A 25,019-nucleotide genomic window follows, 5' to 3' on the forward strand; every position below is an offset into this window, starting at 1 on the left:
AATAGCCCATATGTCGGGATCCAACTTGAAAGTCTGGTACAACGCCCGCCTGGCCCCTCAGGCGGATCCGGATCACATCATCGAGAACGCGGCGATCGTGGTGCGTGACGGCCGCATCGACTGGTTCGGTCCTGTCGAGCATTTACCTGTGCCGAACGATAGGGCGTGCGTACACGATCTTGGCGGTCGGCTCGTCACGCCGGGTCTGATCGATTGTCATACGCACCTGGTCTACGCGGGAAATCGCGCGCAGGAGTTTGCCTTGCGGCTTGCTGGGGCAACTTACGAGGAGATCGCGCAACGCGGTGGCGGTATCGTATCCACCGTGCGCGCGACTCGCGCGGCTAGCGAGGATGCCTTGTTCGAGCAGTCGGTACGGCGTCTGGATGCGTTGCTCGCAGAGGGTGTCACGGCGATCGAAATCAAATCGGGCTACGGCCTCGACCTCGATAGCGAGCGCAAGTTGCTGCGCGTGGCGCGCCGGCTGGGCGAGTCGCGGCCGGTTACGGTGTCGACGACTTTCCTGGGCGCTCATGCGTTGCCCGCCGAATATGCCGGCCGTGCCGACGACTACATTACGCTGGTGTGCGAGCGCATGTTGCCGGCCCTGGTTGATGACGGCTTGGTCGATGCGGTCGACGTGTTTTGCGAGCGCATCGCATTTTCTTGCGAGCAGGCCGAGCGTGTGTTCATCGCGGCCGAGCGCTTGGGGCTGCCCGTCAAAATGCATGCCGAACAGTTGTCGCTGATGGGCGGTGCGGCGCTTGCCGCGCGGCACCAGGCCTTGTCTGCCGATCACCTCGAATTTCTCGATGAGGCGGGCGTCGTTGCGATGCGCGATGCGGGCACCGTGGCCGTGCTACTGCCGGGTGCATTCTATTTTATTCGCGAGCAGCAGCTGCCGCCGCTCGATCTCCTGCGCCGTCATGGCGTGCCGATCGCTTTGTCCACCGACAGCAATCCCGGCACATCGCCTACCACCTCATTGTTGTTGATGCTGAACATGGGATGCACGCTGTTTCGGATGACGGTCGCCGAGGTGTTGGCCGGCGTTACCCGACATGCGGCGCAAGCGCTCGGTCATGCCGACGTGCGCGGTGAAATCGCACTGGGCTCGCGTGCCGATTTTGTTGCTTGGCGTGTCGATACGCTCGCGGAGTTGGCGTACTGGAGTGGACTGGACCGTTGCGATCTGGTCGTACGGCACGGCGAGATTGCACTCGATAAGCGCGATAACTGAAGAATTACCGAGACACTGATGAACGATCCACTGCCTGATTTCCCTGCCGGTGCTTTGTTCGCGCCGCACGCGCGACTGCCCGAAGGTTGGCGCCACAACGTTTTGCTCGAATGGAATGCCGACGGCATGCTGACGGCGGTAGTACCCGATACGGCTGCCCCGCATGGCGTCGCACAGGCTCGCGGCCCGGTGATGCCGGGTATGCCCAATCTGCACTCGCATGCATTTCAGCGCGCGATGGCAGGATTGACCGAGTACCGTGCGAGTGCCGCCGACAGTTTTTGGAGCTGGCGCGACCTGATGTACCGGTTCGCCGCGCGTATCACTCCGAATCACCTCGCGGCGATTGCGCATTGGCTATACATCGAGATGCTCAAGCAGGGCTACACGTCGGTCTGTGAATTCCATTACGTGCACCACGCACCCGACGGCAGCCGCTACGAGAATCCGGCCGAGATGGCCGAGCGTGTGGTTGATGCCGCGCAACGGGCTGGCATCGGCATGACGATGTTGCCCGTGCTCTACCAATACGGTGGCTTCGGTGCGCAAGCCCCGAGTGCCGGGCAGCAGCGCTTTACTCACACCCCGGACACCTTGCTCGAAACGCTGGCTGCGCTTAAGACACGGCGGCCGGAAAGCGCGGCATTGCGGTATGGTGTTGCGCCGCATTCATTGCGCGCGGTGTCGGCTGAATCGTTGCGCACGCTGCTCGACGGGCTGGATACCGATTTCCCGGGGGCGCCGATTCACATCCATATTGCCGAACAAACCGCAGAAGTCGACGCGTGCCTGGCCACTCAGGGCGCTCGGCCAGTGCGTTGGCTGCTGGATCGGTTCGATGTGGATGCGCGCTGGTGCCTGGTGCATGCGACGCACGTCGATGACGGCGAAGTCGCGGCGCTCGCACGCAGCGGCGCGGTGGCCGGCCTGTGCCTGACTACCGAGGCCAATCTTGGCGACGGCATTTTCCCCGCGGCGCAATATCTGGAAGCAAACGGACGCTTCGGAGTCGGCTCTGACAGCCATATTGCCGTCGACTGGCGAGCGGAACTCCGGCTGCTTGAATATGGCCAGCGGTTAGTACGGCGGCAGCGCAATGTGCTCGCATCGGGCGCTTCACCCGATGTCGCGCAAAGGCTGTTCGAAGGCGCAACCACTGGCGGCGCATTCGCCACCGGGCGCCCCGTGGGCGTTCTTGCGCAAGGCGCGCGCGCCGATTGGCTGGTGTTGGATCCCGATCATCCCGCAATTGCGGCACATTCCGCGCAATCCTGGTTGTCCGGCATGGTCTTCTGCGAACACGGCGAATCGCCGATCTACGACGTGGTGGTCGGAGGGAGAACCGTGGTCGAGGCGCGGCGTCATCGCGGCGAAGTGGCGGCTCTGCTCGATTATCAGGCCGCCCTCGCCGCACTACGGGATTAGCCGTTTGGCGCCACACCATCTGCGGATTTGCCTATACAATTCATTTTCCGAATTGAAGTGGCTTTCCGCAGATGAAAAAAAGCAATCCGACCTCCGCACCCGCTTATCAGCAGTTGAAGGACTACGTACTTCGCCAGATCGAGTCCGAACAATGGTGTGCCGGAGATGTGATTCCTTCCGAGCAAAAGCTCGCGCAGGAATTCGGGTTGTCCCGCATGACGGTGAATCGGGCGCTGCGCGAACTCGCGACCGAGCGCGTGCTGATGCGTATTCGCGGCGCAGGGACCTTCGTGGCCGATATGCGTTATCAGTCGACGCTGATCGAAATCCGCAGTATTGCCGAAGAGATCAAAAGCCGCGGCGACCAACATACGAGCGAGGTGCTGCTGCTCGAACGCACCGAGGATCCGCTGATACTCGAAGCGCTGCAAGTGCCCACAGGCGGCATCGCGTTCCATTCGCGCATCGTGCACTATGAAAACAAGGTGCCGATTCAATTCGAGGACAGGCATGTCAATGGGCAATTGTTTCCAGAGTATCTCGAACAGGATTTCCAGGCCATCACGCCCAACGAGTACATGACGAGTGTGGCTCCAGCGCAAGGCGTCGAGTATTGGATCACTGCGCGCCAAGCGAGTGCCCCAGCACGGCAGGCGCTGCGCATGCCAATCGGGGAGCCGTGCCTGGTGCTGCATCGACGCACTTTGGTGCGGGGAAAAATCGCCACCGATGTGCTGTTGTGGCACCCCGGTAGCCGCTATCAGTTAAGCGGCAAATTCTGATGCAGCTTGGCTGTGCCGAGCGACATCGTATGATGTATTCGGTAAGCCTGACGGCGTCGCTATCCGTTTGATGCGGCAAGCGTCTCGGTGTGCAGCGGTGTTGTTTGTCCGTTTTTTTTACACCTACGTTACTTTCCACTACCTCCATCTGCCTAAGCAGTTGCGCTGCATGGCGCATTTCGTCCTATCTCGCCCGCAGGCATTAGCCGGGTAGCGCTGCTGCGCGCTCGCCATGAATCCCGGCATCATGTTCCGGCGCATTCTTCATGCGCAAGTCTTCTACCGGTTCCCGCCGCGTGGCCTCCATTGCCTCACCTCAGCGAGTCGGGGCGTAATTGATGTCGATGGGGCTTCCTTGTCAGGGAGAAATGTCATCCCACGCAACGATCAAAATCATTTGTCTATACATATAAAAAGGTTTGATCAAGCACCCTGGCAAATCTCCTCGCAGTGCCCCTCATCATTACCTCGACATGCTCATAAACAAAGGGGAATATTCAAATTCTCAGCACACGGGAACGTCCTTTAAACGACTAACCGGGTCTTTGCCAACAACACATTTTTGAAATCTTGCTTGCAATTAGTATATACATTACGATTCATTCACGACATCACAGTCGGCATAGCGTGGCGTGCTCGTGGAACGGCCGCCGCAGACCAATCGGAGAGTTTTCCCAACAAGGATTTCCAATGTTAGGTTCAATCAGATGTGTAGCCGGGATGCTGTTGTTGATTCCCGCGCTCGCATGCCAGGCAACGGTGGTGCTCGACGGCAAGTCCGCGACCCCTGAAGCGATTGCCCGGATAGCCCAGGGCGAAGACGTGCAAGTGACGCACGCTGCAAGCGCCCGTGTTGCACAAGGGCACGATCTCATCCTTGAAGCCGCCGCAGAAGGGCAGCGCATTTACGGCCTGACGGTCGGCGTCGGGCTGAACAAAGATCGGCAAATGGTCGACGTGCATGGCAAGCTGACACCCGATGTCATCGAAGCCTCGATGCGCTTTAACGCGGCGCTGCTGCGCGCCCATTCTGCCGGCGTCGGCCCCGACACGGATATCCGTACCGCCCGCGCTGCAATGGCGACCCGCCTGAACGAAATGCTGGTCGGCGCTTCGGGCGTACAGCCCGCGGTCGCGGAGAAATACGTCCAGTTCTTGAACCTGGGCGTGACACCGGCGATGCCGGCCGATGGCTCGATGGGCGAGGCCGACATCACGATCCTGAGCCATATCGGCTTGGCGATGATGGGCGAGGGCGATGCGTATTATCACGGCATCAAGATGCCTGCAGCGCAGGCGCTGCAAGCGGCCGGCATACAACCCATCCGGCCGTACGGCAAGGATGCGCTCGGGATTCTCAGCTCGAACGCTTATGCCACCGGCATGGCTGCATTGGCGCTGGCCGACCTCTCGCAGTTGAGCCGCGTTGCGAAGCTCGTGTATGCGATGAGCTTGCAGGGCTTGAACGGCAACGTTTCGCCGTTCCTCGAAGATACGCTCGCATTGCATCCCTTTGCCTACGTAGTGCGCACGGGCGCCACGCTGCGTTCGCTGCTCGTGGGCAGCAGCCTGTGGCAACGTGACGACGACCGCGCGTTGCAAGATCCGCTGAGCTTTCGCGATGCGCCTTATCTGCTGGCCGAGATCGATCGCAGTTACGACGAATCGCTGCGCCTGATCGACATCCAGCTCAATTCGTCCGACGACAATCCGGGCGTCGCCATCGGCGTTAAACCCAAATCGGATCTTTGGCAGGCCAAGCGCAGTTACCTGACGCCTGCCAACGGCGAGGGCGGCGCGGTACTGCCAAGCGCGAATTTCGAACCGTTGCCTTGGGTGCTGTCGTTCCAGGAAACCGGTGTCGCGCTCGCACAAAATTCGCTCGCGTCAGCACAGCGCATCGTGAAGATGAACGACCCGCGCTTTACGCACCTGAGCCGCTTCCTCGGCACCGATCACACGCTGCATGCATTCGGTGCGATGGAAAAGCCGCCGATGATGCTGGCTGCGCAAAACAAGGAGTTAGCGATGCCGGTGTCTCTTGACTATCTGCCGGTTGCCGGCGATATCGAGGATATCGCGACCAATGCACCGGAGGCGATCATGCGCGTGCAAAAGCAGATCGATAACTGCTACGAATTATTCGGCATCGAGCTGATTTCTGCCGCGCAAGCAGTCGATCTGCGCAAGCAGAAAGCGGGTGGCTTCACGCTGTCTCCTGCTACGCAAAAGCTGCTCACGGCGTTGCGCCAAGTCGTGCCGTTCCGCGACGAAGACCGCCCGTTCACGCCGGAATTCAGAGCCGCGGCGAGCTTGCTCAAGCAATACTCGGACTGACCCGTATCAGGTATGCACGCGCCACGCTCGCTGTAGTTGCGACATCGGCGTGTGCATGCGCCCCGTGTGAAACCCCGTAGTAAATCGCAAGCGCATCACGCCTGTGAGGCCTTCGTGCGCCCCAAGCGCTCGCAGGTTCGTATCGGCGCGATGCTTTTTATAAAAAGATGATCCATTCGACGCATATTCGGAAATTTATCCAAATGAAAAAACTTCTTTTGATAAGCGCTCTCGCAAGCACCTTTTCAGTCGCAGCACACGCGCAAAGCAGCGTCACGTTGTACGGCATCATCGACGAAGGTGTGCAGTTCAACACCAATTCGAAAAATGTCGTGAACGGTACCAACGTCGGTGGACGCCAGCTCACGGTGGATTCGATCAACGGTTTGAACGGCAGCCGCTGGGGCCTGCGTGGTTCCGAGGATCTAGGCGGCGGTCTTAAGGCAGTGTTCGATTTGCAGGCGGGCGTGAACCTGAATACCGGCAATTTCGGCCAGGGCGGCACGCCGTTCGGCCGCGATGCTTATGTCGGCTTGAGCAGCGATCGTTACGGCGCCGTGACGCTGGGCCGCCAGTACGACCTGGTGGTGGCCTACGTGCAGCCGGTCACGAGTACCGGGTACATCGGCGGTTCCACGACCTTCGGTCATCCGCTGGACCTGGACAACCTGGTCAACACGCTACGCGTCAACAACAGCATCAAGTACACGAGCCCGAACATCCACGGGGTGACCTTGGGCGGTGAAGTGAGCCTGGGCGGTCAGCCGGGTAACGTGAGCGGCGACGGCGGCTATTCGCTGGGCGCGAGCTACGCGAACGGACCGGTTACCTTGGGCGCCGGCTTCAACTACTTCAAGAACCCGACGGGCACGGGACCCAGCACGGGTCTGTTCACCGACAACGTGAGCGGTTCGACTTCACTTAGCGGTGCGTTGAACAGCAACTACGTGACCGCCGCCACCTATCAGGTCGCCGCAGCCGGCGGCACCTATGCGATCGGACCGGCCATGGTCGGCCTGACCTATTCCAATACGCGCTACACCAACATCGGTGCGCTGGGCGGCGCCACCGCCAGCTTCAACGACCTTGAAGCGGGCCTGCGCTGGCAGTTCACGCCGGTGTTCTTTGCCGGCATCGCATACAACTACACCAAGGGCGCCAACCTGACCTCGGGCGGCAAGAACGTGGGCGACCAGCACTACAACCAAGTTTCCGTATTGGCTGACTATTTCATATCCAAGCGCACGGACGCCTACATCACTGCTGCAATTCAACGCGCCGCAGGAACCAGCTCGACCGGGACTGCCGCAGTTGCCAACATCGGCGGTATCGGGGATTCGTCGAACAATAGCCAGGCGTTGGTGCGCGTCGCCTTGCGTCACAGATTCTGACGCGCTGTGTGATGTAGGAAACGAAGCAGGGAAGGAAGGCGCCACGGCGCCTTTTTTTTGTCCGCACAAACCTGCCGGATCAACACCCTCAAAAAAGTCAGCCAAGTCATCCCAAAAAGATTTTGTCCGTGCTAGTCTGAATCGCTGCATCGGTTGTTATTCAAAAACGAATACCTGTCATCGAGCTTGCGGTTGGCTTTCCGCCAGGCTCTGCCAGGCTGACAAGGTACATCTCGCGATGAACACGGCGTCCGAACTTGAACTCGAGCATGCGCCCGGCCGGCGGCGGCGCGCACGCGTGTCCTGGTGGGCGGTGAGCGCGCGCGTGTTCGTTGTGCTCGTTTATTTCTTCATGCTTTCGCCGTTGATCTTTGTCGTGTGGCTGAGCTTTTTCGCCGATGCGATTCCCTCTTTCCCACCCTCAGGCTACACCTTACATTGGTATCGACAAGCGTTCGAGAACGAATCGTTCGCATCGGGGTTTGCGCTGAGCTTCAAGGTCGCGGTCGTCGCAGCATTTATCAGCGTCATACTCGGAGTGGCGGCTTCGCTGGGCATCGTGCGCAATCGCTTTCGCGGCGCTGCAGCGATCAACGGCTTGCTCATGTCGCCACTGGTAGTGCCCGGCATCGTCGCCGGCATCGCGATCTACCTCTTTTACCTGCGCGCTGAAAATATCCTCGACATCGATATCGTGGGCACGTACGGCGGGCTTATCGCGGCGCACGTTTGCCTGACGATTCCGTGGACCATGCGATTGGTCTGCGCCAGCATCGGCTCTCTGGACACGACGATCGAAGAGGCGGCGCGCAATCTCGGCGCATCCTCGCTCAAGACCTTCTGGCGCATCACCTTGCCGATGCTGCGGCCCTCGATCGTGGCGTCCGCGTTGTTCAGTTTCATCGTCTCGTTCGAGAACCTGGAGGTGACGCTTCCCCTGGTAGGCCCGGGGCACACCACCTTGCCCATCGCCATCATGCAGTACCTCGAATTCAATCTCGATCCGACCATCGCAGCGGTGTCCGCTGCGCAGATCGTGCTGCTCGGGATCGTGATGCTGATCACCGATCGCTTTGTCAAACTCAGTCAGGTGGTATGAAATGAGCCAGGTCTCGATACGCAATCTGCGCAAAGAATATGGCTCGTCGGTCGCGGTCGCGGACTTCTCGCTGGACATTGCGCAAGGCGAACTGGTGGCGTTCCTGGGGCCGAGCGGATGCGGAAAAACCACCACGCTGCGCATGATCGCCGGCTTTGTGGAGCCCACTGCAGGATCGATCTTCATCGGCGGCAAAGACGTCACCTACGTCGCGCCGCATCGCCGCAACACCGGCATGGTCTTCCAGCGCTACGCGCTATTCCCGCATATGACCGTGGCGCAGAACGTTGCGTTCGGGCTGGATATGCATAAGTTCTCGGCGCTGGAACGCGACGCCCGACTCAAGCAAGTGCTCGAGATGGTGCGCATGCATACGCTCAAGGACCGCTATCCGCGCCAGCTTTCGGGCGGCCAACAGCAACGTGTCGCGATTGCCCGCGCGCTCGCGATACGACCGGAAGTTTTCCTGCTCGACGAGCCGCTGTCCAATCTCGATGCCAAGCTGCGCGTGGAAGTGCGCGAGGAAATTCGCGCGCTTCAGCAGGAGCTGGGCCTCACGACGATTTTTGTCACGCATGACCAGGAAGAAGCGCTGACGATTTCGGACCGCTTGGCCGTCATGCATGACGGCTGTGTGCAGCAAATCGGCACGGCAGCAGAACTTTATGAGCGCCCGACCAATCGCTTCGTCGCCGACTTCCTCGGCCAGATGAATTTCCTTGAGGGTGCGGTCGGTGCCGACGGGCGCTTTGCCACCCGGCGTGGCACGACGCTGGGCGTGCTGCTCGACGATAGCGCCACCAACGCCATCGGCCTGCGCCCCGAACGCATCAGTCTCACGCATCAGCCCTTGTCTGGCGAAGGCAGCTTGCCTGTGACGATTTCCTCTGCGGTCTACAAGGGTTCGACACTGGAGGTGCGCGCCGTCACGGACAACGGCGAAGTGTTGTTGTGTCACGTCCAGAACAACGCTCGCGCGCATGTGCACCCGAGCGCCCCGGGGGCACGCGCGTTCGCCACATTCACCAAGAACGATTGCGTCTTTTTTAACTAGAAGAGGTGTAAAAAATGAATCACCGCCATGACCGCCGCACGTTTCTCAAGACCACGTCGGGATTGCTGCTTGTACCGGCGCTGGGGATGGGCGCCATCACCGCGAGAGCGGCCGCCAGTTGCCCGGACGTGATCGTGGGCACATGGGGCGGAGACTATGAAACCCTGCTTGAAAAGAACATTGGTGAACCTATCATCAAGGCGGCCGGCGGTAACGTCACCTACGCCACGGCCGACCAGGTCTCGCGCATGACGAAGATGCGCGCGGAAAAAACGTCGCGGCGCGGATCGATGGATGTGAGTTGCCTAGTCGACACCGATATGTTCGACATGAGTCGTGCCGATGTGCTGCAACCGGTGGATGCGTCCATGGTGCCCAACAACGCCAATACGATGGAGCAGTTCCGCAAACCTTACGCGATCCCGCATATCTTCAGCGCCATGGTGATCGTGTACAACCCGACCAAGATTACGCAAGCGCCGGACTCGTTCAATTTGGCCCTGGATCCGCGCCTGAAAGGCCGCGTCGGTCTGTCGGATATTCTCTACGCCTATGTCGGCATGACAGCCAGCCTGGCTGCCGGCGACCATAAAGCCGGGTTTGCGGCCGGTACGAAATTCCTGCGCGAGCTCAAGAAAAAGCAGCCTAAGGTCTATCCGTCCAATGAGGCGCTTGCGGCCGCATTGAAGAACGGCGATGTGTGGATGACGTGCATGTGGAAGGCGCGGGCCTTGCAATGGAAAAAAGCGGGCGTACCGGTCGAGTTCGCGTTTCCGACCGAAGGCGCGTTGCCGGCCGTGTTCGAGGCTGCGGTGATGAAGAACAGTCAGAACAAACCATGCGGCTTCAATTATCTCAACGCCATGCTCGACCCGCGCGCGCAAGCAGGGTTCGCCGCCACCATGGGCTATGCGCCCACGGTGAGGAATGTGCAATTGCCGCCTGACCTTCAGAGCAGCGTGGGTTTTACCGATGCCCAGCTCAAGAAGTTTGTGCAGGCGGACTATCAGACGTTTGTCGAGCAAAGACCGGCATTCCTCGACTACTGGACCAAAGACTTCAAGGTCGGTCTGTGAAATCCAGTGTCATGAAGGCATCGCCCGAGCGCGGCCATGCGGTGCGGCGTGGCCTCGGCCCGCTGATGGTCGCGCCGGCGAGCATCGTGATCTTTCTCGTGATCGCGCTGCCCGCATTGCAATTGCTCAGATACAGCTTGAACCGTTTCGATGTCACCGATCTGATGCGCTCGGCATTCACGCTCGAGAACTATGAGAAGTTCTTCAGCGACCCGTACTACCTGGCCGTGCTCGCCACCACAATCAAGATTTCCCTGCTGTGTACCGTGCTCGCCCTGGTGCTGGGTTTTCCCGTGGCGTATGTCCTCGCGAAATCGCAAAGCCGCTTCAAGAGCATCTTCATTATTTTGCTGGTGTTCCCCTTGCTGGTCGGCAACGTCGTGCGCGCCGCAGGCTGGATGACGATCCTGGGCGATGCCGGATTCGTCAACGCGATCCTGATCCGGGTCGGGCTGGCCACCGAGCCGGTGCGCTTGCTCTATACGCCGCTGGCTGTCGTGTTGGGCACGACGGGCGTAGTGCTTCCGTACATGGTGCTGACGCTGCAAAGCGTGATGGAGGGGCTCGATCTTTCGGTGGAGGAAGCCGCGCGGAACCTGGGCGCAAATCTGCTCCAGACATTTCGTCACGTGGTGTTGCCGATGGCGGCGCCCGGCATCGCCGCCGGCACCATGTTGGTGTTCATCCTGTGCATGAACGCTTATGCCACGCCGGTATTGCTCGGCGGCACCGGCATCACGATGATGGCGCCGGCCATCTACGATCAGATTGCCAAAGCGTCCAACTGGCCGTTCGGCTCCGCGCTGTCCATCATCCTGATGATCGTGACTTTGGCGGCGGCCGTGGCGTCCAACAAAATCATTCAAAGAGGCTATACGCGCACGATGAGTTCGTGACGCGGATATAGACACATCCAAGGAGAATCGCATGCCTACGCTGACCTATAAGACCCGGGATATTCGTCTGACCAAAATGCGCGAGTTGATGGCGCACACGCGAGTCGACGCACTGATTTTTACCACGGCCGATTTTTTCCAGTGGGCGACTAATTTCCACGTGGACGTCCAAACCTGGGAGCGTCCTATCGCCGTATGCATTCCCGCGTCGGGTGAGCCGTTCGCGGTGATGAACGAGCTGTCGACCAACCACATGCGTTTTGCGCGCGAGCGGCTATCGGTATGGCTGGAGGATGTGTCGTTTTATGCGGAGCATCCCAAGACCTCCGATCGCCAGCCGCTGTTGGCGCAGGTGCCGGAGTTGATTGCCGAGCGGCTCAAGCAGGCCGGGCTCGCCCGATCGCGCATCGGGATCGATGCGGCAAGCGGGCCGCTCGGCCGGGCCGCGACGCTGTTGCCCGAGCTGAAGCTGATTTCGCTGACAGCAGAAGTGCGTGAGTTGCGTTGGGTCAAGACGCAGGAGGAGCTAGTCGTTATGCGGGCAGCCGCGAGTTTGTCCGACTGGGTGCAGGATCGTTACCGCGAGAACATCCGGCCCGATCGGCTGGTCCAGGAGCTGGACTTTCAAATGGCGAGTGCGATGGTCGAGGAGGGCGCCCGGCGTTTTCCCGGCGAGAACCTTGAAGTGTTGCGTTGCTGGACCTTGTCGGGGCCGCCGTCGGCTTCACCACACGGCGATGGCGCTTCGTGCGGTGCACGGATCAAGGCCGGGGATGGTTTGGTCAATATCGTCATCCCGCGCCTGAACGGTATCGTGATCGAAAACGAGCGTACGTGGTTCTGCGGCAAACCCAGCTCCGACCAGGCCAAGTATTACGAAGTGGCGCGCGCGGCCAACGCAGCGGCATTGGAGGCTGCCGTGACCGGACGCCCGGTTTCCGGTATCGACGCTGCCGCGCAGCAGGTCATCGAGAATGCCGGCTGCGGTAGTTTTATCAAGCACAGGACGGGGCACGGCATGGGCGTCATCGGCCACGAATTTCCCGAGGACATGGCGTTCAATCATCGAGCGCTGCGGGCCGACGAAGTGTATTCAGCCGAGCCCGGTCTATACGTGTTTGGCCTGGGCGGGTTCCGCCTCGACGATTCGGTCGTCGTGGGAGAGGTTCCGGAAATCCTCACGACTACGCCCAAGACGCTGGCGCACGCGACCATTGCTTGATGCGCTGCTAGCTGTCGATATTTCATCGGGATATTCCCCCGGATAGTTCGCAGGATACTTCGCCGGTCTCTCCACCGGTTGTTCCATCGATATTGCGCCGATACACCTAACGAGGTACGCCAAAATGGATGCGCTTCTTTTCACCAACGCTTCGCTGCTCGATCCGCTGCACGGGGAATTGCTCGAAGGCCATCATGTGCTGATCGAACAAGGCCTGGTCAAGGAGGTGTCGGATCGACCCATCAAGTCCAGTGCCACTACCATTGATCTGAAAGGCAAGACCTTGATGCCGGGTCTGATCGATCTGCATGCTCACGTGATGGCGATCGGTTTGAACTTGCCGTTACAAAGCCGCATGCCTAACGTGCTGGTCACGCTCAAGGCGGTTCCGATCATGCGTGCGATGTTGCGGCGTGGCTTTACGACGGTGCGCGATGCGGGCGGCGCGGGTCACGCCATGAAGCTTGCCATGGAGGCAGGTCTGGTCGAAGGGCCGCGGCTCTTCGTGTCGGGCCGCGCGATTAGCCAGACCGGCGGCCATGGCGATGGGCGCATACGCAGCGATTTCATCACGTCCGAGTCGCCTTGCCAATGTTGCGTAAGGGCCGGTGCTTTGGCTCGCGTGGCGGACGGTGTGGACGAAGTGCGGCGTGCGGTGCGCGAAGAGCTGCAAATGGGCGCTGACCAGATCAAGATCATGGCATCGGGTGGCGTCGCTTCGCCGACCGATCCGGTCGGTGCGCTCGGATATTCCGAGGACGAAATCCGCGCCATCGTCGCCGAGGCGCATTCGAGGCAGACCTATGTTCTCGCGCATGCCTATACACCAGCGGCGATTCAGCGCGTGGTCAGATGCGGGATCCGCACCATCGAGCACGGCAATCTGGTGGACGCGGAGACGGCGCGCCTGATGGCCAAGCATGGCACCTATGCCGTGCCCACTCTGGTCACTTACGATGCGCTTTCCAGCGAAGGCGAGAAGTATGGACTGCCGCCCGACAGCATTGCAAAAATCGCCGAGGTGCATAAGGCCGGATTACAGTCGCTCGAGATCTTCAAGCAAGCAGGCGTAAAAATGGGCTTCGGCAGCGACTTGCTGGGCGAATCCCACCGCTTGCAAAGCAACGAGTTCAAGATTCGCTCCGAGGTCCTGAGCCCCGCGGAAATTATTTCGAGTGCCACCACCGTGGGCGCTGAGGTGTTGCGCATGACCGATCGTCTCGGGCGCCTCGTGCCGGGTGCCTACGCCGATGCGCTGGTCGTGAACGGCAATCCGCTGCGCTCGCTCGATTGCCTGTTGGGCCAGGGCGAGAACATTCCGCTTGTCATGAAACAAGGCCACATTCATTTCAACGAGCTAGGGCGGTCGTGATGGATTTCCGTCACATCGACGCGTTTCGCGCGGTGATGCTCACGCGTACCGCGACGAAGGCGGCCCAACTGGTCGGCACCTCTCAGCCGGGGATAAGCCGCCTCATCGCCGAGCTGGAACGTTCGACGAAACTGACGCTGTTCAACCGCGAGCGCGGGCGGCTCGAACCTACCGCTCAAGCGCTGACGTTCTTCGAAGAAGTCGAGCGGCGCTATGCCGGTCTAGACAACCTTCGCGAGTTTGCGGTCCGGCTACGCAACCCGGAAGCGTCGGTGGTCCGGGTCGGCTGTGTGGTGTCTTTCAGTCTGGGGTTCTTTGGCCGGGCTGTCGCGGCTTACCGGCACGCGGAGCCTGGCACCCAGATCGCGCTCTCGATCGGACCATCCGAAGCCATACGCAATCAGGTGGTCGCTCGCTCCCTTGCGGTGGCGTTCGTTACCGACGCGGGCGATTTCGCGGAGCTCGATGCGATGTCATTTTGCAATGTCGATTCGCTGTGTGCCATTCCGGCCGGTCACAAGCTGGCGAAGAAGCGTTGTATTTCACTTTCCGACTTGCACGGTGAACCGCTGATCGCTTATGAACCGGCCACCATGGTGCGCTGGGGTATCGACAAGCTGTTCGCGAGCCACGACCTGAGTTCCCAGGTGGTCGCGGTGGTCCGGTACGGCATCAATGTTTGTGCATTGGTGCGGGAAAAAGTCGGCATCGGCCTAGTGCATCCAGTTAATGCTTATGATTATCTCGATACGACGGGGGTTGTATTTCGTCGAATCGAGTCGCCAGTCCGATTTCATGCGCTGCGGATTAAACCGCGTACGCCGGCGGCTACGCGGCAAGTGGAGACGCTTATCGGGGTCTGCGAGGCGACGCTCGCGGATGTGTTGCGCGACGTGGATGCGAAGCTGTGATTAAATCCTGGGATTAAGCGAATGAATCTATGAATGCGGCGGTGAATGAAACCGCACCCCAGTAGTCTATATTCAAGCTACCTCAACTGCGGAATTCAGATAATAATATGTAATCGAATGGCACGATTCGCACATAAATAAAAATAATCAATGCGGATTACATAAATATTATCGACTTAATAGGGCAATTTATATATGCTCTGAATCACGTTTTCCATGCGTGGGCCGCCATGCAGGCCCCGGCAATTGGCCCGTCTCAGTAAATTCTATGCCAAACAAGGTAGTTGCTTTCTCGTTGCCACGCTGGCCATTGACGATATGGCTATTGCATGCGGGCGCCGATGTACCACGGGATATCCGCATTGCGCTGGTGGCGAGTCTCTTTGGCACTTTGCCTATTTTTCTCGGTGGCGTGGTCAATGCGGTCGCCGTGTCGTTATTGGTCGCGATACGCAATCCGAGCGCGCCGTTCGTGATCTGGCTGATCATGGAAGTCGTGCTGTGTTGTACGCGCCTATTCCTTCTGATCAGCGCCCATCGCGCCGCGGCAAGCGGCAAACGTACTCAAACCGACGCCTACGTCGTGCTTGCGGTGCTTTGGGGCGCGAGCGTGGGCTATGGCGCGTTCGTCAGCATGGTTAGCGGCGACTGGGTTTCGGCCACGCTCGCATGCCTGTCGGCGGCAGCGATGGTGGGCGGAATTTGCTTCAGGAATTTCGGCGCGCCGCGGCTGGTCGCCGTGATGATCTTCCTGTCGCTCGGGCCCTGTTGTGTTGCCGCAGCGCTGTCGCGACAGCCCATCTTGCTGATCATCCTGATCCAGATTCCGTTTTATCTGTTTGCAATGAGTAGCGCCGCATTTCGTCTGAACAAGCTGCTGGTGTCGACCATGAAGGCCGAGCGCGAAAACGACCATCGCGCACGGCATGACGTCTTGACCGGTTTGCCGAACCGGGCCGGCGTTGTCGATGCCATGTCGCGCATGTATATGGGGCAGGCACGCGAAGACCTTAATGCGGCGCTGTTCTATCTCGACCTGGACGGGTTCAAGCCCGTCAACGATAACTACGGGCATGCCGCCGGCGACACGCTGCTGGTCATGGTGGCCGAGCGTTTGCGCGCGCTGAAGGGGCCCAGTGATTTGGTCGCCCGAATCGGCGGCGACGAATTCGTGGTCGTCGTGAGCGGATTGTCGCATCAGGCCGCGTCGGATTTCGCAGATCGTTTGATCGACGAAATATCGACGCCGTTCGATCTCACACCGACAGTAACCGTCAGCATCGGGACGAGCATTGGTGTGGCGTTGATTCCCGAGCATGGCGAGGAAGTGCACGCGATTCTGCAAGCGGCCGATAACGCGCTGTATGCAGCGAAGGGTATGGGCAAAGCACGCTGGGCGATTGCTTCGCGCCAGTGATTAAGCTACGCCCAACGCCCGCAATATCGGTAGATGCACTTCGGCAAAGCGGCGCGCTTGTGCCTTCAAATCGGGCTCGGCCGATATTGGCCGGCTGTTCGACCCATTAAGCTCGCTGCCTGGAACTGGTACTGGCGCCGTCACCTCCGCCGGCACGCCATCCGCTGCGCGCAAGACCTCGCTCGCGAATTCAGCCCATTGTTCCGGTTGCTCCATGTGGTGCAATCGCGCCAGCAAAAAGAGTTGCGGCACGCGCGGCACGCGTATGCCCGAACCCGAGACCGGACTCACGAGAAATTGCAGCTCGCCATGATGACGCGCCTGTTCGCAGATTGCGGCGTTGAGCTTCGCCGCGCTCGGTCGCGCGGCGAGTATCTGCGCATCGTCCTGCGCGTTGAGCAACACACCCATGTTCACCAGCACCATCACGGCGTCGACGATTCGCGGTAGCGCTATGCCTTGAGTGCGCAGGCTGTCCTCGATATGTTGCAAGGTCTCGGGGCGATGGCCAGCGAGCGCATCGAGTATCGGATCGTACAAGGCTGCGGACAGCGTGGTCTCGCTGAGCGCGCCACGTACCTTGAGTACCACCGCCGCGCGGGGCAACGCCAGGATCACCCGTTGCGCACGCAGCGCCGCTTGCTTTTCATCTTCGCTCAAAGGACGCGGTGCGCGGGTCCAGTAATCGCGCCGTAACGACTGGTTCGTGCAGAAGTCCCGCGCGGTTTCCCTCAAGCTGACGTCGGCAATGCCCGATAGCAAAGCGCGTTGTGCCGTCGTGAGATTGAGCGCGTCGATATGATCGACGTAGCGAGCGGGCGCCGCGTAAGTCAATCCTGCAGAGACCAGCGACGACGCGACTTGCGAAAAGTACATCGGCTCCCAGTCTCGATTGAAGTACTCGTGCGCCAGATAAGCCGGGCTCTCGTGAGACAAGGCATCGACGCGTTCGGCCAGAAGCGGATTGACGACGGCAAAGCCCGGATGTGTCGCAAACACGCGCTGTGCAAAATCGACCGCTGCCTCGATGCGCACCGACACGGAGGGTTGTGCATGCACCGTGGCATTCGCTGCTGCATTCGTTGCGTCATTCACCGAGCTATCCACGGCAACATTCGCCACAGCATGCTGCGCAGCTACCGCACTGGCCTGAAAATGCCGATTCATCAGTTCGCGCACCGGCTGCATCGAAGCCCAGCCGGGCTGCGTGTTATAGCTGATATACAGCACGCCGCCTGGCTTGAGCTTGCGGCGTAGGAAGTCCAGCAGCACCTCGCGATTGTCCGCGGATATCCAGCTCCAGATCCCATGCATGCCGATGTAATCGAAAGCGGGTAGATCGTCGCGGCGACAGAATTCGGAAAAACGCTCGGCCGACAATTGCGCGTGCGTGCCCGCAGCCTGCGCGAGTTGCTGAGCGAAAGTCGCGTGGACGGGGTTGAAGTCGGTGCCATGCCATTGCGTAACGGAGCCCGCGGCATGGATGTTCACACTGACGCCATGACCGAAGCCCAATTCGCAAGCGGTATGCACGGCCGGTAGCGCCAGCCCTGCGCGCAGCAAGGCAAGATTCAGCCGCAGCGGATTGAGCTCGTCGCAATAACCGTAGGTATAAGGGATCTCGTCGACGTAGCCCGTGCCCCATTCACTCATGTCGTAGTCTCGTGTGCTTTGCGCGCAAGCCTCGGTGCGTGCGCGTGTTACGTATCGTTGGCCTCGGAACGGAACTATACGATATCAGCAGCGCGAGCGGGGAGCAGTAGTGGGAGTAGGAGTAGGCCCGCTGCGCAAAGCACCTGCTATTGCGCCGGTCTTTACTTATACGGATAAACTGCAGGCTGGTTGGCAACGGCCGACCCTCGAGGCTTTTTAACAAGTCAACATGGATAAATCACTGATAGCGTTGTCTGCAGTTGCGGCCCGGCGTTTGATTGGCAGCCGGCAGGTGTCTCCGGTTGAATTGCTCGACGCTTGCATAGCGCAGATCGAGGCGATCAATCCGGCGGTCAATGCGGTTACGGCGACTTGCTTCGAGCGCGCGCGCATCGAGGCCAAGAACGCCGAACAAGCGGTGCTGCGCGGCGCACCCCTCGGCATCCTCCATGGACTCCCGTTGGGAGTGAAGGATCTCGAGGAAACGGGCGGTTTGCTGACCACCTATGGTTCGCCGCTGTTTCGCTCCAATGTGCCGCTGCATGACAATGTGTTCGTTGCCCGCTTGCGGACCGCGGGTGCGATCGTCGCGGCCAAGACCAACGTGCCGGAGATGGGCGCGGGCGCCAATACGCGCAACGTCGTGTGGGGCGCCACCGGCAACCCGTTCGCCCCCTACCTGAATGCAGGTGGGTCATCAGGCGGCTCAGCCGTGGCGCTGGCTACCGACATGCTGCCGTTGTGCACCGGCTCCGACACAGGCGGCTCCTTGCGCATTCCCGCTGCGCTTTGCGGTGTGGTCGGCTTCCGGCCATCGCCGGGGCTGGTGCCGGGAGACCGCAAGCCGTTGGGCTGGTCCCCGCTTACCGTGAGCGGGCCGATGGGACGCGACGTGGCCGATACCCGCTTGCAACTGGCGGCGGTTGTCGGACGCGACGACAGCGATCCACTTTGTTACGACGTCGATCCGACCGGCTTCCTGCACAGCGAGGAAATCGACCTCAGCACGCTGCGCGTCGCCTATACCGAGGACTTCGGTGTATGCGAAGTCGACGAGGCGCTGCGCGCGACGTTTCGAGCCAAGGTGGCGGCGCTATCGCGTCATGTGAAGCGCTGCGAGCCGCTCGACATCGACATGGGCGAAGCCGACCGCTGTTTCGACATCATCCGCGCGCAGAATTTTGTCGCGAGCTTGCAGGAGGCTTATGAGCGCGATCCTGCGTCGCTCGGTGTCAACACGCGCAGCAATTACGAAATGGGGCAGGCGATGTCGCTTGCCGACGTGGTGTGGGCCCATGCTGAACAGACGCGTCTGTTCAGGCGTTTCCAGGCGAAGTTCAAGGACTACGACCTGATCGTGTCGCCGACTTCGCCGATCTCGCCGTTCCCTTGGCAGCAGCCTCATCTGGCCGAGATCAATGGGCTGCCGCTTGCCAATTATTATCGCTGGGTTGCACTGACCTACGTGATCACACTGGCGACCAATCCCGCTTTGTCGCTGCCGTGCGGTCTCGACCACGCGGGCATGCCGTTTGGTCTGCAACTGGTGGGATCGTTTCGCGGCGACCGGCGCTTGCTCGACATCGCACAAGCGTTCGAAGCCGCATGGCGCGACGATGCGGCGTTGCAGCGCCCACGTCCCGATCTGGCGAAGTTGTCGCGACCGGACCCGTCGCTCAAGTCCATCGTCACGGATCCGCCATTGCAGCGCTAGAGGGCGTCCAGAGCGTTTTCTTAGGGGCGCGCCGAAAGCGCAGGGAGCGATCGCCGATCGTCCCGCTGGAGAGCATCAGCAGTGATGCTCACGAGTGTTGCTCAGGCGCGAGCGAGCGGTGAAACGCCGGCTTCGCTCGCGACGCGATCGAGATTGCTCAGCGTGTCGGTGGGCAGCAGGATGCCCTCCTTGAGCTGACGTTCGTGCGCCCGCGCTTCCATTTCGCCTGGGTAGAACACCTCGTCGGTGCCCTGCGCGAGCGGCACGGCTTTGATCGTCTCGACGTAGCGCTCCATACGCGCATGGAATTGCGTGAGCGGTTGAAATGCCTCGATGTTCAGCACCAGCATGAAGTGTCCAGCGCGGCTGCGGTTGACCGGGTCGTAGGGACCATGTACCTCGTCGAGGAAACCGCTGCCCGACAGCACACCCGACAACACATCCACCATCGCGCCGATCGCGTAGCCCTTGTGTCCGGCCATCGGCAGGATGAAGCCCTCGAGCGCGGCCACGGGGTCGGTGGTCGCACGCCCCTGTGCATCGATGGCCCAGCCGGGAGGTATCGATTCGTGCCGGGTCTGTGCGAGGAAAATCTTGCCGCGTGCCACACCTGAATTCGCAACATCCATGATCATCGGCGCGTAACGCCCGGCGGGTGCCGAGACCGACCATGGATTCGTGCCGATCAATTTCTTCAGGCCGCCCCACGGCGCCATGTTCGGCCCGCCATTGGTGGTCAACAACATGATGCAGCCCTGTTCGGCGGCCATTTTCGTGAAGTACATGCACGTGCCGAAATGGTTGGAGTTGCGCACGGAAACGGCGCCGACGCCGTGAGCCTTGGCACGCCGAATCGCATCGAGCGTCGCATGTTTCGCCACCACCGGTCCGATGCTGTCGCCGCCATCCATCACGGCTACCGCGCCTGCATCGATCGGCATCGTGATCTCGGTCGTGGCGTGCATGGCGTTGGAAAGCAGACGCGCGTAGTACCAGCCTAGCCGCAGCACACCATGTGACTGGTGGCCCCATAGATCCGCCTGGACCATCGCATCGGCCGCGACAAACGCATCGTCCACGCTGGCACCGGTGCTGCGATAGACGCCGGAAACGAAATCGCGCAATGCATTGGCATCGACTCGATGGACACTGCCATTGTTGGTGCTCACGGGAAGACTCCTTTGAGTGGAAATAATGGATATAGAGACCTATGGACCTCGATTGCCTGTGCAATGTTCCGGCAAGCGCACCGCTCGGCGCTAGGGCTCGCGCCGGCCGAGGCGATCGCGGTGATGTCTGTCGGTATCAGGCGATGCCGTTTCGACCGAACCTACGATAGCCGTCACGTTGGCTTAAGCGCTCGAAATAGGCAGTAACGCTGGGGAAGTCGGGGTGCGGAAACGGTGTGCCAAACCAGCGGTTCACCGATAAGCCGATCGGGATGTCGGCTAGCGTGAAATGCTCGCCGGCGACGAATCGACCTGTCCACTGGAGTTGTCTATCCAGGATGCCCATATGTTTAGACCAGCTTGCGCATCCGGCGGCGAGCGCTTCGCGATCCTGATGCGACGGCAGCTTTCGGACCAGAGCCAAAAAGGGATAGCTCCACGATTTATTCAAATCGGTGGCCTGCCAATCCATCCACTGATCGACGCGTGCCCGCGCGAGCGGGTCAGTGGGATAAAGGTGCTCGCCGCTATAGCGCGCAGCCAAATAGCGAATGATGGAGTTGGATTCCCACAGAACAAAATCGCCGTCTTTTAGGACCGGGACCATTCCGTTTGGATTTAATGACAGGAATTCGGGTGTATCGGTGGAGCGGAAACCGGTGCCCCAGTCTTCGCGTTCAAAAGGCAGGTTGAGTTCCGCGCAGGTCCAGAGCACCTTGCGCACATTAATCGAGGTAGCCCTTCCGAGAATCTTTAGCATAAGTTTCAAAGTAGTCTAGCAATGTAATGGTGGTGCGATTGACGTACAACAGAAGCGGGTTTCTCGCCAAACTAAATTTTCGAGGCAAGCTTAACTAATTTACAATTTAAGCAGCGAATTTAAGAATACGAGCCATCGCCCAAGTTCAACAAGACCGTTATAACAATTTCGGGGGGGAAATGAAGAAAATAATCACTGCGGGGGTTTTGTCGGTGAGTTTGTTGAGCGGGTGCGCATCCATCGTCCAGGGTTCGTATCAACGGGTCGGCGTCCAGACAACGGCGGGTAACGAGCCGGTGCCCAACGTCGCCTGCAAGCTCGAAAACACGAAAGGGAACTGGGTGCTCAAGACGCCGGGTTCGATTACCGTGCGCCGGGCCTCGGACGATCTGTACATACAATGTGTAAAGGATGGCGTGCCTGCGCCGATAGCGGTGGTCAAGTCCAGCGGTAGTCCATGGTTGTGGGGCAATCTGCTATTTGCCGGACCTATTGGCTTGGGCTTCGATCTTGTCGATGGTGACGGGTATGACTATCCTCTTGTGATCACTGCCGAGCTGATCGCACCGCCCGATGGCAAGTTGTCGGACGGATCGGGGGCCGTCGTCCCGCCCGGAACTGCTATACGTGCAACGGCTCCGCCGACACAGCTTAAATAGCACGGGTGATCGCTGCGAGCACAGCCGCGGTACAGACGCAGCGCCAGCCCAACCTAGCCGCAGCCCTGGCCGCAGACACAGCAGACACAGCAGACACAGCAGACACAGCAGCAGCGGCAGCGATAGCTAGCGCCGTAGCGCCAGCGTCCAGCTAAATAAAGGACTCCCATGCCCTCAATGCCTCGCCTCATGCCTACCCAAGCCACCGCCGAGACCTACGGCGGGGTGACCTACCATATCGACGGTGAACTGGTCCCCGTGCTATCCGTGGACGTCTCTGAGCAATCCGTCTACTTCGAGCATCACATCCTGCTATGGAAAAATCCCGAAGTGCGCATCGGCCTGAAGGCAATGAAGGGGATGCTCAAACGCATGATGGCCGGGATGCAGATTTTCGTGACGGAGGCGAGCGGCCCCGGGATCATCGCGTTCAGCCGTGACGGGGCAGGCCATATCGTGCCTATCCACTTGAAACACGGTGAGGGGCTCGACGTTCGCGAGCACCAGTTTCTGGCTGCGACCGGGCACATCGGCTACTCGTTCGAACGCGTACGCGGCGTATCGAACATGCTATTCGGCCAAACCGGCTTTTTCATCGATAAGTTCCATGGCGGCAGCGGCGATGGCGTGCTCTGGTTGCACGGGTACGGCAACGTCTTCGAGAAGGTGTTGGCGCCAGGCGAATCGATCGATATCGAACCGGGCGGATGGTTGTACAAGGACCAGACCGTAGCGATGGAGACACGGGTGGACCGGCTCACCAGCGGCTTTTTTGGTGCAGGCGTCAACTTCATCGTCAACCGGTTCACGGGGCCCGGCCGCGTCGGGATTCAGTCGATGTATCTGCACTTGCCATCGGCCGAATAAAGCGCAGGGGGCGATTCGACCGAGTCGCGGACGATCGCATTTCACACAATTCAATCGTTCTCGCGGGTGAGGTACAGTGACGACTGGTAGCCGTTCAACGAACCGAAAGGCGCGATACCATGAAGCACGCCTCTCCAGCAGCCGCTGCATCTGACGCAACCGATGCAACCGACGTACTCACTACGATAGCCGGAATTTATCGTAGCGAATCCCGGCGCGTATTGGCCACGCTAATACGGCTGCTCGGAAATTTCGACATCGCAGAAGAAGCCTTGCACGACGCGTTCAAAGCCGCGGTCGAGCAATGGCCTCGCGACGGCGTGCCCGAACGCCCGTTCGCATGGCTGGTGTCTGCCGGCCGCTTCAAAGCGATAGACAGTATCCGCCGCCACGCACGGTTCGATTCATGGGAAGACGTGGCAGAGATTGCCGACGCCATTCCCGATCAAGCGACCGCTTGGGATGAGTCGGACTTCGCCGAGGACGATCGTCTGCGGCTGATCTTCACCTGTTGCCACCCAGCGCTTGCGCCCGACGCCCAGGTCGCACTGACCTTGCGCGAAGTGTGCGGCTTGGCCACCGAGGAAATCGCGCATGCCTTCCTCGCGCCTGCACCTACGCTGGCGCAACGTATCGTGCGCGCGAAAGCCAAGATTCGCGATGCGCGCATTCCTTACCGTGTGCCTGAGCTGCAGGAACTGCCCGAGCGCTTGGACAGCGTGCTGCGGGTGATCTATCTGGTGTTCAACGAAGGTTATTGTGCGTCCTCAGGTACCTCGCTGACGCGGCATGACTTGTCTCAAGAGGCGATACGTCTTGCCCGGCTGTTGCTGCAATTGTTACCCGAGCCGGAGGTCATGGGCCTGTTGGCGTTGATGTTGCTGCATGAGTCGCGTCGTATGGCGCGGACCAGCCGGTGCGGTGAGCTGATTGCACTCGACGAACAGGATCGCAGCCGATGGCAACCCGAACTGATCGCTGAGGGTTCCGCGCTGGTGACCCAAGCGTTGTCGTCAGGCCGCTTTGGACGGTATTCGCTACAAGCCGCGATCTCGGCGGTTCACGCGCAGGCGACGCATGCGGATGCGACCGACTGGGCGCAGATCGTGGGGTTGTACGACGCTTTGCTGCGCCTGGAACCGTCCCCGGTGGTCGAGCTCAACCGCGCGGTAGCGGTTGCGATGTGCGAAGGGGCGGATGCGGGGCTGACCTTGTTGGACACCTTATGCGCGCACGGGGCGCTGGAGCAATATTACCTGGCCCACGCCGCACGGGCCGATCTGTGCCGCCGGCTCGGCCGCACGGCCGAAGCTCGTGTGGCATACGAACGCGCCTTGGCACTGACTCGCCAGGAGCCGGAACGGCGTTTTCTGGCTCGTCGATTGGCCGAACTACCGCACTGAGTCGTTGTTTTGAGCAAGGCGAAAAAAATTTCACGCTGGTGTCGATTTGAGGCTTCACCGTTCGACTAGATAAAGCCAATACCGCTATCGACATGAATCGCAGACAGTGCGTCGTCGCGCGGATGAACACTTAAAGGAGAACCCTTATGCCGCAACCCATTGCTTACCTCGCTTTCGATGGCAACTGTGCCGATGCCATGCACTTTTACGAACGCGCCCTGGGCGCGAAGCTCGAGACGTTGCTCAAGGGCAGCGAATCGCCCATGGCGGCGCAAATGCCACCCGAAGCGGTCGACCGGATCATGCACGCGCGGCTCGTCTTCGAGGACGGCGGCGTTTTGTATGCGGGGGACTGCTGCACCCAGGGGCCGCCGTACGAAGGGATAAAAGGCGTCTCGCTCGCGCTGAATTACGACACCGTGGCCCAGGCGCAGCGTGCATTCGATGCGTTGGCCGAGGGCGGCCGGGTGACGATGGCTATGCAACCGGCCTTCTGGGCCAAGACCTGGGGCATGCTGGTCGACCGATTCGGCACGGCCTGGATTATCAACGGCGAGCTCATTCCGATTTGA

General features: G+C 60.2%; 21 protein-coding genes. 18 read left to right on the forward strand and 3 right to left on the reverse strand.

The annotated features are described in order from the left end of the window. The first annotated feature begins 10 nt into the window (after nucleotides 1-10). From hutI to GSQ77_RS12060, 13 genes are all read left to right on the forward strand, one after another. On the forward strand, nucleotides 11-1,240 hold the full coding sequence (hutI, locus tag GSQ77_RS12000; RefSeq protein WP_158902241.1) for an imidazolonepropionase: 1,230 nt from the start codon (nucleotides 11-13) through the stop codon (nucleotides 1,238-1,240). Nucleotides 1,241-1,258: 18 nt separating this feature from the next. Beyond that, a complete protein-coding gene (locus GSQ77_RS12005; RefSeq protein ID WP_158902243.1) occupies nucleotides 1,259-2,665 on the forward strand; it encodes a formimidoylglutamate deiminase in 1,407 nt (468 codons plus the stop codon). Nucleotides 2,666-2,736: 71 nt separating this feature from the next. Further along, nucleotides 2,737-3,447, forward strand: a complete 711-nt coding sequence (hutC, locus tag GSQ77_RS12010; RefSeq protein WP_158902245.1) for a histidine utilization repressor — start codon at nucleotides 2,737-2,739, stop codon at nucleotides 3,445-3,447. Nucleotides 3,448-4,137: 690 nt separating this feature from the next. Continuing rightward, a complete protein-coding gene (gene hutH, locus GSQ77_RS12015) occupies nucleotides 4,138-5,784 on the forward strand; it encodes a histidine ammonia-lyase (protein ID WP_158902247.1) in 1,647 nt (548 codons plus the stop codon). A gap of 203 nt (nucleotides 5,785-5,987) precedes the next feature. Then, the gene (locus GSQ77_RS12020) at nucleotides 5,988-7,175 is read left to right on the forward strand and encodes a porin (RefSeq protein WP_158902249.1); all 1,188 of its coding nucleotides are present in this window, start codon (nucleotides 5,988-5,990) and stop codon (nucleotides 7,173-7,175) included. Nucleotides 7,176-7,413: 238 nt separating this feature from the next. Continuing rightward, complete coding sequence (locus GSQ77_RS12025; RefSeq protein WP_158902251.1) at nucleotides 7,414-8,274, forward strand: ABC transporter permease; 861 nt, start codon at nucleotides 7,414-7,416, stop codon at nucleotides 8,272-8,274. Nucleotide 8,275: 1 nt separating this feature from the next. Further along, nucleotides 8,276-9,328 (forward strand): ABC transporter ATP-binding protein, encoded by a 1,053-nt coding sequence (locus GSQ77_RS12030; protein ID WP_158902253.1) that lies wholly within the window; start codon nucleotides 8,276-8,278, stop codon nucleotides 9,326-9,328. A gap of 14 nt (nucleotides 9,329-9,342) precedes the next feature. Continuing rightward, a complete protein-coding gene (locus tag GSQ77_RS12035; protein WP_158902255.1) occupies nucleotides 9,343-10,404 on the forward strand; it encodes an extracellular solute-binding protein in 1,062 nt (353 codons plus the stop codon). Between the two features lie 11 nt (nucleotides 10,405-10,415). After that, nucleotides 10,416-11,300 carry an ABC transporter permease gene (locus tag GSQ77_RS12040; protein WP_216854883.1) on the forward strand — a complete coding sequence of 295 codons (885 nt, stop codon included), beginning with the start codon at nucleotides 10,416-10,418 and terminating at the stop codon, nucleotides 11,298-11,300. Nucleotides 11,301-11,331: 31 nt separating this feature from the next. After that, on the forward strand, nucleotides 11,332-12,522 hold the full coding sequence (locus GSQ77_RS12045) for a Xaa-Pro peptidase family protein (RefSeq protein ID WP_158902257.1): 1,191 nt from the start codon (nucleotides 11,332-11,334) through the stop codon (nucleotides 12,520-12,522). Between the two features lie 124 nt (nucleotides 12,523-12,646). Beyond that, nucleotides 12,647-13,894, forward strand: coding sequence for an amidohydrolase family protein (locus GSQ77_RS12050; RefSeq protein ID WP_158902259.1), 1,248 nt, complete (start codon nucleotides 12,647-12,649; stop codon nucleotides 13,892-13,894). Then, nucleotides 13,894-14,805, forward strand: a complete 912-nt coding sequence (locus GSQ77_RS12055; protein ID WP_158902261.1) for a LysR substrate-binding domain-containing protein — start codon at nucleotides 13,894-13,896, stop codon at nucleotides 14,803-14,805. Before GSQ77_RS12050 ends, GSQ77_RS12055 begins: the two co-directional genes overlap by 1 nt. 268 nt (nucleotides 14,806-15,073) lie before the next feature. Continuing rightward, nucleotides 15,074-16,222 carry a GGDEF domain-containing protein gene (locus GSQ77_RS12060; protein ID WP_158902263.1) on the forward strand — a complete coding sequence of 383 codons (1,149 nt, stop codon included), beginning with the start codon at nucleotides 15,074-15,076 and terminating at the stop codon, nucleotides 16,220-16,222. Here GSQ77_RS12060 and GSQ77_RS12065 read toward each other — a convergent pair whose 3' ends face one another. After that, nucleotides 16,223-17,875: a class I SAM-dependent methyltransferase gene (locus GSQ77_RS12065; RefSeq protein WP_158902265.1), complete on the reverse strand. Its 1,653-nt coding sequence runs from the start codon at nucleotides 17,873-17,875 to the stop codon at nucleotides 16,223-16,225. Nucleotides 17,876-18,104: 229 nt separating this feature from the next. Here GSQ77_RS12065 and GSQ77_RS12070 point away from each other — a divergent pair, with 229 nt between their 5' ends. Beyond that, nucleotides 18,105-19,589, forward strand: coding sequence for an amidase (locus GSQ77_RS12070; RefSeq protein ID WP_158902267.1), 1,485 nt, complete (start codon nucleotides 18,105-18,107; stop codon nucleotides 19,587-19,589). Nucleotides 19,590-19,690: 101 nt separating this feature from the next. On the opposite strand, the gene GSQ77_RS12075 is transcribed toward GSQ77_RS12070, so the two are convergent. Further along, a complete protein-coding gene (locus tag GSQ77_RS12075) occupies nucleotides 19,691-20,758 on the reverse strand; it encodes an Ldh family oxidoreductase (RefSeq protein WP_158902269.1) in 1,068 nt (355 codons plus the stop codon). A gap of 136 nt (nucleotides 20,759-20,894) precedes the next feature. Continuing rightward, nucleotides 20,895-21,518, reverse strand: a complete 624-nt coding sequence (locus GSQ77_RS12080) for a glutathione S-transferase family protein (RefSeq protein ID WP_158902271.1) — start codon at nucleotides 21,516-21,518, stop codon at nucleotides 20,895-20,897. 179 nt (nucleotides 21,519-21,697) lie between these two features. On the opposite strand from GSQ77_RS12080, the gene GSQ77_RS12085 reads away from it, so the two are divergent. The 4 genes from GSQ77_RS12085 to GSQ77_RS12100 all read left to right on the forward strand — a co-directional run bounded on the left by GSQ77_RS12085 (nucleotide 21,698) and on the right by GSQ77_RS12100 (nucleotide 25,019). Then, nucleotides 21,698-22,177, forward strand: a complete 480-nt coding sequence (locus GSQ77_RS12085; RefSeq protein WP_158902273.1) for a hypothetical protein — start codon at nucleotides 21,698-21,700, stop codon at nucleotides 22,175-22,177. Nucleotides 22,178-22,366: 189 nt separating this feature from the next. Then, nucleotides 22,367-23,044: an AIM24 family protein gene (locus GSQ77_RS12090; protein ID WP_216854884.1), complete on the forward strand. Its 678-nt coding sequence runs from the start codon at nucleotides 22,367-22,369 to the stop codon at nucleotides 23,042-23,044. A 119-nt stretch (nucleotides 23,045-23,163) separates the two neighbouring features. Then, complete coding sequence (locus GSQ77_RS12095) at nucleotides 23,164-24,447, forward strand: RNA polymerase sigma factor (RefSeq protein ID WP_158902277.1); 1,284 nt, start codon at nucleotides 23,164-23,166, stop codon at nucleotides 24,445-24,447. Nucleotides 24,448-24,593: 146 nt separating this feature from the next. Further along, nucleotides 24,594-25,019, forward strand: coding sequence for a VOC family protein (locus GSQ77_RS12100; RefSeq protein WP_158902279.1), 426 nt, complete (start codon nucleotides 24,594-24,596; stop codon nucleotides 25,017-25,019).

It is taken from the genome of Burkholderia sp. L27(2015) (assembly GCF_009765705.1).
In the GTDB taxonomy this organism is placed as follows: Bacteria; Pseudomonadota; Gammaproteobacteria; order Burkholderiales; family Burkholderiaceae; genus LMUX01.